Source organism: Lentzea albidocapillata, assembly GCF_000719115.1.
GTDB lineage: Bacteria > Actinomycetota > Actinomycetes > Mycobacteriales > Pseudonocardiaceae > Lentzea > Lentzea albidocapillata.
Genome location: NZ_JOEA01000008.1, coordinates 335105 through 344144, shown reverse-complemented (window position 1 = coordinate 344144; position 9040 = coordinate 335105). Strand labels below are relative to the sequence as shown.

The window sequence follows — 9040 nt, the reverse complement described above, 5'->3', positions numbered from 1 at the left end:
GAGGGGTGAGGTCAAGTCGACGAAGAGCGTGTCGACTTGACCTCACCCCTCAGGTGCAGCAAGTGCTATGGCGCGACTCGTGATGGGACCCCACCGCCTATGCCGCGCGGTAAGGACGGCTCGCCTTCGGCGTCGCGTGGGGGAGGACGGCTCGCCTTCGGCTTCGCGTGTGAGGGCGGCTTGCCTTTGGCGTCGCGCGGGGGAGGGCTGGGGTGCGTGTTCGTGCGAACTAGGGTGTAAGTGTGCGCATTCGTCGTGTTGTCACCACCCGTGCCGGTGGCGTGTCCAAGGCGCCCTACGAGTCGTTCAACCTCGGCGATCACGTTGGGGACGACGTTCGAGCGGTTGAGGCTAACCGGGGGCGGCTGGCTGAGGGGATTGGGCTTTCGGCCGATCGGTTGGTCTGGATGGAGCAGGTGCACGGGCGCACTGTTGCCACCGTTGACGGGCCGCAGGGGGAGCCGCTTGAGGCTACCGATGCCGTTGTGACGAAACGGGCTGGTCTCGGGCTTGTTGTGTTGACTGCTGACTGTGTGCCGGTCTTGCTTGGGGATCAAGAGGCCGGGGTTGTCGGGGCTGTTCACGCTGGGCGTGTTGGTGCTCGGGTCGGTGTGGTTGTCGAGGCGCTCAAGGCGATGATGGCGCTGGGGGCTGAGCTTGAGCGCATCGAGGTGTTGCTGGGGCCCTCGGTGTGCGGTGAGTGTTACGAGGTGCCTGCCGAGATGCAGAAGGACGTCGAGAAGCACCTGCCCGGTAGTGCGTCCAAGTCGCGGAAAGGTACGCCTGCCCTGGATTTGCGGGCCGGGCTGTGGAATCAGCTGGCGAGTGCCGGGGTCGGGAAGATCGGGGTCGATCCTCGGTGCACGTTCGAGGAGAAGGACCTGTTCAGCCATCGGCGGCAGGCGCCTACCGGGCGGCTTGCGTCGGTGATTTGGATTGAGCCGTGAACCGGGCTGCGGAGTTGGAGGAGAACCTCGCGGAGGTCGAGGAACGCATCGCCAAAGCATGTGAGGTGGCGGGGCGGGCTCGGGACGAGGTGATGTTGCTCGCGGTGACGAAAACCTGGCCCGCCAGCGATGTGGAGATCCTTTACGGGCTTGGGCTCCGGCATTTTGCGGAGAACCGCGACCAGGAGGCCGATGCGAAGGTCGGCCAGTTGAGACACCTCGGCGAGGCGCGGTGGCACATGGTCGGGCGGTTGCAGCGCAACAAGGCGAAGTCCGTCGTCGAGTGGGCCGACCAGGTCGACTCCGTGGACAGCGTCCGGCTGGCCGAGGCGTTGGCGAAGGCGGCGCACGCGAAAGGCACCAGGCTCGACGTGTTGTTGCAGGTCAGCATCGACGGGGACACGTCGCGCGGTGGGGTTGCTGTTGCTGATGTGGCGGAACTGGCTGGCGTGATCACTCGTTCGGGTGATCTTATTCTTCGAGGCGCGATGACTGTCGCGCCTCGGACGATGGAGCCATCGCAGGCGTTTCAGGCGTTGGTTTCGGTGGTATCTCGCCTACGTGATGATCATCCCACTGCCATCCATGTGTCAGCGGGAATGAGCGGTGACCTGGAAGATGCCATCTCGCACGGATCGACCTGTGTGCGTGTCGGAACGGCGTTGCTCGGCAGCCGGCGACTAATCTCGCCGTAGGTTGTCGGGAACCTCGGGACCGTCCGCACCGTCCCTAAGAGTGGGGAACCGCCGAGGAGGGGCTGGAATGAGCGCTTTGCACAAGCTGAAGGCCTACTTCGGGATGGTCCCCGCCGAGTACGCAGACGACCCCGGCTACGAGGACGACCGCGGCCGCTACGGCGACTACCGGTCCGAGTACGCGGCCGAGGCCGACGACTACGACCCGTACCCGCGGCGCAACCGCGTGTTCACGCCGGGCCGGTCGGAGCTCCAGGGCTCCGGGTACCGGGCCGACATCGACGAGCCGGACGACTACGAGCCGGAGTCGCGGCGCGGGGGCAACCCCTCGGGCACGCGACGCTGGAGTGCCGACGCACCCGTGCACGGCGCACTCGCTGTCGAGCCGCAGCGCGAGCCCGTGAGCAGGCTGCGTCCGGTTGCGGAGCCGGCAGGCAACCCGTTGGCGCGCATCACCACGCTTCACCCCCGTACCTACAGCGAGGCGCGCACGATCGGGGAGCACTACCGCGACGGCACCCCGGTGATCTTGAACCTGACCGACATGGACGACGCGGACGCGAAGCGTCTCGTCGACTTCTCGGCCGGACTCGCGTTCGCTCTGCGCGGGTCCATGGACAAGATCACGAGCAGGGTGTTCCTTCTCTCACCGCCGAACGTTGACGTCACCGCGGAGGACCGGCGGAAGCTGGCCGAGGGCGGGTTCGGGAACCACGGTTAGAGTTGACCTCGTGGACCCGATCTGGCTCGTCATCTTCTACCTCCTGTTCGCGTTCTCGCTGTTCCTGACCGCGCGTGTCGTGGTCGAGCTGGTGCGGACGTTCGCGAGGGAGTGGCGCCCCGCCGGCGGCGTTGCCGTGACGCTTGAGACCGTCTACACGGTCACCGACCCACCGGTCCGTGCACTCCGTCGGGTGATCCCGACTGTGCGGATCGGGGGCGTCGGGCTGGACCTATCGATTATTGTGCTGTGGCTAGTCGTTATCATTCTGATGCGATTCGCAGATCCCAGGTGACGGGGAACCGTGGGATGACCGCAGCCCAGGAGTGCGAGAGGTGATCCGATGCCGTTGACCCCCGCTGATGTGCACAACGTTGCATTCAGCAAGCCGCCGATTGGCAAGCGGGGCTACAACGAGGACGAGGTGGACGCGTTCCTCGACCTGGTTGAGGGCGAGCTCGCCCGCTTGATCGAGGAGAACAACGACCTCCGTCAGCAGGTCGAGCAGCTCGACCAGCAGCTCGAGACGTCACGTGCCGACCTCGACGACGCGCGTGCGAAAGCTGCTTCCAGCCCCATGACGACCCGTATGCCGGTGGAGGAGCCGCGCCGCCTGGCGCCGGTCCCGCCGCCCTCCGTCATGGAGCAGACGTCCCCCGGTGGTGGCGGAGACCACCACGTGCAGGCCGCGAAGGTCCTGGGCCTTGCCCAGGAGATGGCGGACCGGCTGACGGGCGAGGCGAAGGCCGAAGCGGACGGCATGCTGTCCGAGGCGCGCACGAAGTCCGAGCAGCTGTTGTCCGAGGCTCGCGCCAAGGCCGACACGATGGTCAACGAGGCGCGCACGCGTGCCGAGACCATGCTCAACGACGCGCGGACGCGTTCCGAGACGCTGGAGCGGCAGGCCCGTGAGAAGGCCACCGCGCTGGACCGTGACGCGCAGCGCAAGCACGCTGAGGTGATGGGCAACATCACCCAGGAGAAGAACACGCTCGAGAAGCAGATCGACAAGCTGCAGACGTTCGAACGTGAGTACCGCACGCGACTGAAGACGATGCTCGAGTCGTCCCTGCGCGACCTCCAGGACCGCGGCCCGGCCGCTCCGTCCGAGGGTCGTTCCCAGGGCTACTCCTTCGGCGCACGCGCCGAAGCGGGCTGAACTACTGTTCGCTAGGTGCTCTTCGTAGTTCTGCTTCTGGTGCTGGCAGCCCTCGGGTTGCTCGTGCCTGCGCTGGCCACGTCCAACACGATCTGGGCGTGGTCGTCCGTGGGCGCGAGCGTGCTCGCCGCCCTGGTCCTTGCTTGGGACTGGTGGCGGAGACGGCCGGGGGACCCCGCTGCCGACGCGCAGAGTGTAGATCAACTACGTGAAGCTGATGATCAACGGGTGGTGGAGCCGGCGGTAGCCGACACGCCGTCCGCTGACGAGGAACCACCGGAAGAGGACACCGACGCGGCAGACCTGCTCGTCGTGGCCGATCTGGTGGCTGAGGTGCGGGTGCTGGACGAACGGCCCCGATATCACCTGAGTTCGTGCTCCTGGCTTGCCGGGAGGCCCACGCTGGGCCTCCCGGTGCAGGAGGCACGGCAGCTGCAGTTCACGCCGTGCGCGCTGTGCACCCCGGACGCGGTGCTGGTGCGCAGGAGCCGTACCGGCTGACTCTGTCCGTTTCGCGGACGAGCGGTGCGGTCTGGCGGTTACGAACGAGCCATGAGGCTGAGGGCCCTGGCCGTCGTTTTCGCATTCCTCCTTGCCGGTGCAGCCCAGCCCCAGCCCCAGACGTCGGCGCCGGTAGCTGAACTCAGCGCGCCATGAGTGGATCTACTACTCAGAGCACGATCGGGCGCGCCCCGTGGGCGGTGACGAGACCTGGCAGGCGTTCGCGACTCGTCACGACGACCCGGCAGCGCGGTGTTCCCGGTAGCAGCGGCACGACCTGCGCGGTGTCCGCGGCGTTGTCGAGCACGATCAGCATTCGCCGGTCGGCCAGCAACGTGCGGTAGAGCGCCGTCTGCGCGTGCGGTTCCGGCGGGATGCCGTCCGGGCTGGTGCCCAGCGCGATGATGAACTCGCGGACGACATCGGCCGGGTCGGAGCCGTCGAGGGCCACGAACAGCCGGCCGTCGGGGTAGTCGGCGGCGTGCTCGTGCGCCCAGTGCAACGCGAGCCGCGTCTTGCCCGTGCCGGCCGGTCCGGTGATCGTGACGATCGGCCCTTCCAGGTCGAGGGCCGCGAGCTCGGCCGCCATGCCGGCGAAGTCCGCCGGGGCAGGTGGAAGTTGCCGCGGGCTCCACTGTGGACGCTGGACCAGTGATGCGTGCAGGTCGCGTAACGCGGGACCGGGGTCGAGGCCCAGTTCGTCCGCGAGCCGATCGCGGAGCCGCGAGTAGTAGGCGACCGCATCGGCGCGTTGACCGGCACCGATCAACGCACGCATCAGTTGCCCCGCTAGCCGTTCGTCGAGCGGGCGTTCGGACGTGCGCGCGGTCAGTTCGGCCACCAGTGACACGTGCTCGCCGGCGGCCAGACGTGCGTCGGTGTGGTCCAGTTCGGCTGCGGTGATCTCACCCGCCAGCGTTGCGCGCAGGCCGGAGAACCACGCGCCATGGAGGCCCTCGAACGGTTCGCCGCGCACGAGCGCCATGGCCTCGGCAGGCCGTCCGAGCGCCACGAGAGTGCGGAAGTGATGCAGGTCGATGGACGCGGGGTCGGCTTCCAGCACGTACCCGCCGGAGCGGCGCACGATCGGAATGCCGTCCAACGCCGTCCGCAACCGCGACACGTAGCTGTAGAGCGCGGCTTTCGCCTGCCGCGGCGGCGCATCGCCCCACACCCGTGACAGCAGCTTGTCGACGCCGACGACCTGGTTGACGTCCACCAGCAACACCGCCAGCACGCTCAGCTGCCGTGCGTGACCCACGTCGACGAGGTCGGTACCCCGCCGGACCTCGGGCGGGCCGAAGAGGTGGAACCTCACCGGTCCAGGAACAGGAGCATGATCAGCAACGCGAGCAGCGCGAGGTCCACGACGACACCGCTGGGCTTCGAGTCGTACCGCAACCGCGTGATCGTGGCGCCGACCATCAGCAGCCCGAGGCCGACGGTGGCCGCGTGCGCCACCCATTCCCACGTGACCAGACCGACGACGAGGCCTGCCGCGCCCGCCCACTCCAGCGCGCCGATGGTGCGCCACAGCGCAGGGTTCATCCGAAAGTGGTCACGTGCCTCGAGTGACGCCTTCGCGCCGAACAGCTTGCCCGCGCCCGTCGCCACGAACAGCAGGGCCAGCACGATCGACAACGCGATGGTCAACGTCATCGGCTGAGCATACGGTTTGCGCCTCCGGTTACCCTGTAACCAACAGGCACCGATCCGGCCATCACCGGGGAGCCTCCGGAAGAACGGGTGCGCGAGCACCTCAGTAGAACCGGACGGGACCGGCCCGTCACAGCCGAAGAACGAGAGGCTCGCCGCAAGCAGGCGGGCAAGCGGGGTGGTACCGCGGCGGGCCGAGCCACATCGGCGTGTCGTCCTCGCGTGTCGCATCTGACCGCGAGGAGCAGTGGAGATGGCCTACCCCAGGGCCGGAGCGAACGAGGTCCCGGCGCAGCCGTCCTTTCCGAACCTCGAGCAGGACGTGCTCGGGTACTGGAAGGACGACGAGACCTTCCAGGCGAGCATCGACCGCAACCCGGCCGGTGAGCACGGCGAGAACGAGTTCGTCTTCTACGACGGCCCGCCGTTCGCGAACGGCCTGCCCCACTACGGGCACCTGCTGACCGGCTACGTCAAGGACGTCGTGCCGCGCTACCAGACGATGCGCGGCAAGCACGTCGAGCGCCGGTTCGGCTGGGACACGCACGGCATGCCGGCCGAGTACGAGGCCGAGAAGCAGCTTGGCATCACGCAGAAGCACGAGATCGACGAGCTCGGCATCGAGAAGTTCAACGAGGCCTGCCGTACGTCCGTGCTGCAATTCACGGACCAGTGGCGCGACTACGTGACGCGGCAGGCGCGCTGGGTCGACTTCGACAACGACTACAAGACGCTCGACCTCGACTACATGGAAAGCGTCATGTGGGCGTTCAAGGCCTTGTGGGACAAGGGCTTGATCTACGAGGGCTTCCGGGTGCTCTGGTACTGCTGGCGTTGCCAGACGCCGCTGTCCAACACCGAGACCAAGATGGACGACGCCTACCGGGACCGGCAGGACCCGGCCGTCACGGTGGCGCTGCGCCTGGAGTCCGGCGAGAAGGCCCTGGTCTGGACGACGACGCCGTGGACGCTGCCGAGCAACCTCGCCGCCGCGGTGCACCGGGACGTCGACTACGTGACTGTCGTGGGCTCCGACGGCGAGCGCTACCTGCTCGCCGAGGCCCGTGTCGCGGCGTACGCGCGTGAGTTGGGCGAGGAGCCCGAGGTCGTCGCCCGCTACAAGGGGTCGGACCTGGTCGGCAAGAAGTACCTGCCGCCGTTCGACTTCTTCCTGGGCCGCGAGAACGCGCACCAGTTCCTGACGGCCGACTACGTGACCACCGACGACGGCACGGGCATCGTCCACATCGCACCGGCGTTCGGTGAGGACGACAAGGTCGTGACGGACGCGGCGGGCATCGAGGTCGTCGTGCCGGTCGGGCCGGATGGCAAGTTCACCGCGGAGGCGGCGCCGTACGCGGGCGTGCACGTCTTCGAGGCGAACAAGCTGATCATCCGTGACCTCAAGGACGCGGGCCTGCTGCTGCGTCACGAGACCTACGACCACCCGTACCCGCACTGCTGGCGCTGCCAGAACCCGCTGATCCAGCGCGCGCTGTCGGCGTGGTTCGTCGCGGTCACGCAGTTCAAGGACCGGATGGTCGAGCTCAACCAGCAGATCAACTGGGTGCCCGGCCACATCAAGGACGGCCAGTTCGGCAAGTGGCTCGAGAACGCGCGCGACTGGAACATCTCGCGCAACCGGTACTGGGGCTCGCCGCTGCCCGTGTGGACCTCGGACAACCCCGAGTTCCCGCGCACGGACGTGTACGGGTCGCTGGACGAGCTGGAGCGCGACTTCGGCGTGCGCCCGGACAACCTGCACCGGCCGTTCATCGACGAGCTGACGCGGCCGAACCCGGACGACCCGAGCGGCCAGTCGGTGATGCGGCGCATCCCGGACGTGCTCGACTGCTGGTTCGAGTCGGGCTCGATGTCGTTCGCGCAGGTGCACTACCCGTTCGAGAACGCGGACTGGTTCGAGAACCACTACCCGGGCAACTTCATCGTCGAGTACAACGGGCAGACGCGCGGCTGGTTCTACACGCTGCACGTGCTCGCGACGGCGTTGTTCGACCGGCCCGCGTTCCGCGACTGCGTGGCGCACGGCATCGTGCTTGGTGACGACGGCCAGAAGATGTCCAAGTCGCTGAAGAACTACCCGGACGTCAACGAGGTCTTCGACCGCGACGGCTCCGACGCCATGCGCTGGTTCCTCATGGCGTCGCCGATCCTGCGCGGTGGCGACCTCGTGGTGACCGAGCGCGGCATCCGGGACGCGGTGCGCCAGGCGGTGCTGCCGTTGTGGAACTCCTGGTACTTCCTCGCGTTGTACTCCAACGCTTCCGGGAAGGAGGGCACGTGGCGCGTCGACTCGAAGAACGTGCTCGACCGGTACGCGCTGGCGAAGACGCACGACCTGGTGCGCGACGTCCAGGCGGCGATGGACGTCTACGACATCTCCGGTTCGTGCCAGCTGGTGCGTGAGTACCTGGAGGTGCTGACGAACTGGTACGTGCGCCGGTCGCGGCAGCGGTTCTGGGACGGCGAGCAGGACGCGATCGACACCCTGCACACCGTGCTGGAGGTCGTCACGCGCGTCACGGCACCGTTGCTGCCGTACACCTCCGAGGTCGTGTGGCGTGGGCTGACCGGTGGCCGTTCGGTGCACCTGACGGACTTCCCGTCGGTGTCGGACGTGCCGGCGGACGACGCGCTGGTCGCGGCGATGGACGAGGTGCGCGACGTCTGCTCGACGGCGTTGTCGCTGCGCAAGGCGAACAAGCTGCGCGTGCGGCTTCCGTTGGCGCGCTTGACGGTGGCGTCGCCGGTAGCGGGCCTGCTGGAGGACTTCGCCGGGATCGTGCGCGACGAGGTCAACGTCAAGGAGGTGTCGCTGTCCACGGACGTCGACGCCTACGGGCAGTTCCAGCTGGTCGTCAACGCGCGGGCGGCCGGGCCGCGGCTCGGCCCGAACGTGCAGAAGGTCATCAAGGCCGTCAAGGCCGGTGACTGGTCCGAAGTGGACGGCAGGATCGTCGCCGCCGGTGTAGAGCTGTTCGAGGGCGAGTACGAACAGCGCCTGGTGGCAACGGATCCCGCCGCCACGGCCGCCCTGCCCGGTGGCGCCGGTGTCGTCGTGCTCGACACGGTGGTGTCGCCGGAGCTGGAGGCCGAGGGTGTCGCGCGTGACCTGGTGCGCGTGGTGCAGCAGGCCCGCAAGGACGCCCAACTCGACGTGTCCGACCGGATCACGCTGACGCTGGAGCTTCCGGACGCGGTGCGTTCGGCCGTCGAGCCGCACCTGGCGTTCGTCCAGGCGGAGACGCTGACGACGTCGGTGGTGTTCGGCGAGGGCACGTCCGAGGGCACCGTCGGTGACGGCGCCAAGGTGAAGGTCGCCGTCGCCAAGGCGTGATCA

The 9040-nt window shown here is 67.9% G+C and carries 9 protein-coding genes; 7 read left to right on the top strand and 2 right to left on the bottom strand.

The window, feature by feature from the left end:
- Positions 1-242: 242 nt before the first annotated feature.
- The 6 genes from pgeF (at position 243) to IG04_RS0114090 (ending at position 4023) form a co-directional block, all read left to right on the top strand.
- Positions 243-947 carry a peptidoglycan editing factor PgeF gene (pgeF, locus tag IG04_RS0114115; RefSeq protein WP_030477078.1) on the top strand — a complete coding sequence of 235 codons (705 nt, stop codon included), beginning with the start codon at positions 243-245 and terminating at the stop codon, positions 945-947.
- The gene (locus IG04_RS0114110; protein ID WP_030477077.1) at positions 944-1642 is read left to right on the top strand and encodes a YggS family pyridoxal phosphate-dependent enzyme; all 699 of its coding nucleotides are present in this window, start codon (positions 944-946) and stop codon (positions 1640-1642) included. The genes pgeF and IG04_RS0114110 overlap by 4 nt, the downstream gene beginning before the upstream one ends.
- 67 nt (positions 1643-1709) lie before the next feature.
- Positions 1710-2363 (top strand): cell division protein SepF, encoded by a 654-nt coding sequence (locus IG04_RS0114105; RefSeq protein WP_030477076.1) that lies wholly within the window; start codon positions 1710-1712, stop codon positions 2361-2363.
- A gap of 19 nt (positions 2364-2382) precedes the next feature.
- A complete protein-coding gene (locus tag IG04_RS0114100) occupies positions 2383-2658 on the top strand; it encodes a YggT family protein (RefSeq protein WP_030477075.1) in 276 nt (91 codons plus the stop codon).
- A gap of 48 nt (positions 2659-2706) precedes the next feature.
- Positions 2707-3522 (top strand): DivIVA-like cell division protein Wag31, encoded by an 816-nt coding sequence (gene wag31, locus IG04_RS0114095; RefSeq protein ID WP_030477074.1) that lies wholly within the window; start codon positions 2707-2709, stop codon positions 3520-3522.
- 15 nt (positions 3523-3537) lie between these two features.
- Positions 3538-4023 carry a hypothetical protein gene (locus IG04_RS0114090; protein ID WP_030477073.1) on the top strand — a complete coding sequence of 162 codons (486 nt, stop codon included), beginning with the start codon at positions 3538-3540 and terminating at the stop codon, positions 4021-4023.
- Positions 4024-4192: 169 nt separating this feature from the next.
- Here the strand turns inward: IG04_RS0114090 and IG04_RS0114085 are convergent, their stop codons facing one another.
- Both IG04_RS0114085 and IG04_RS46460 read right to left on the bottom strand, forming a co-directional pair.
- Positions 4193-5341, bottom strand: coding sequence for an AfsR/SARP family transcriptional regulator (locus IG04_RS0114085; RefSeq protein WP_051769842.1), 1149 nt, complete (start codon positions 5339-5341; stop codon positions 4193-4195).
- Positions 5338-5682: a DoxX family protein gene (locus IG04_RS46460; protein WP_036014530.1), complete on the bottom strand. Its 345-nt coding sequence runs from the start codon at positions 5680-5682 to the stop codon at positions 5338-5340. Before IG04_RS46460 ends, IG04_RS0114085 begins: the two co-directional genes overlap by 4 nt.
- 250 nt (positions 5683-5932) lie before the next feature.
- Between IG04_RS46460 and ileS the strand changes: the two genes are divergently transcribed.
- Positions 5933-9037, top strand: a complete 3105-nt coding sequence (gene ileS / locus IG04_RS0114075; RefSeq protein ID WP_030477070.1) for an isoleucine--tRNA ligase — start codon at positions 5933-5935, stop codon at positions 9035-9037.
- Positions 9038-9040 lie beyond the last annotated feature (3 nt).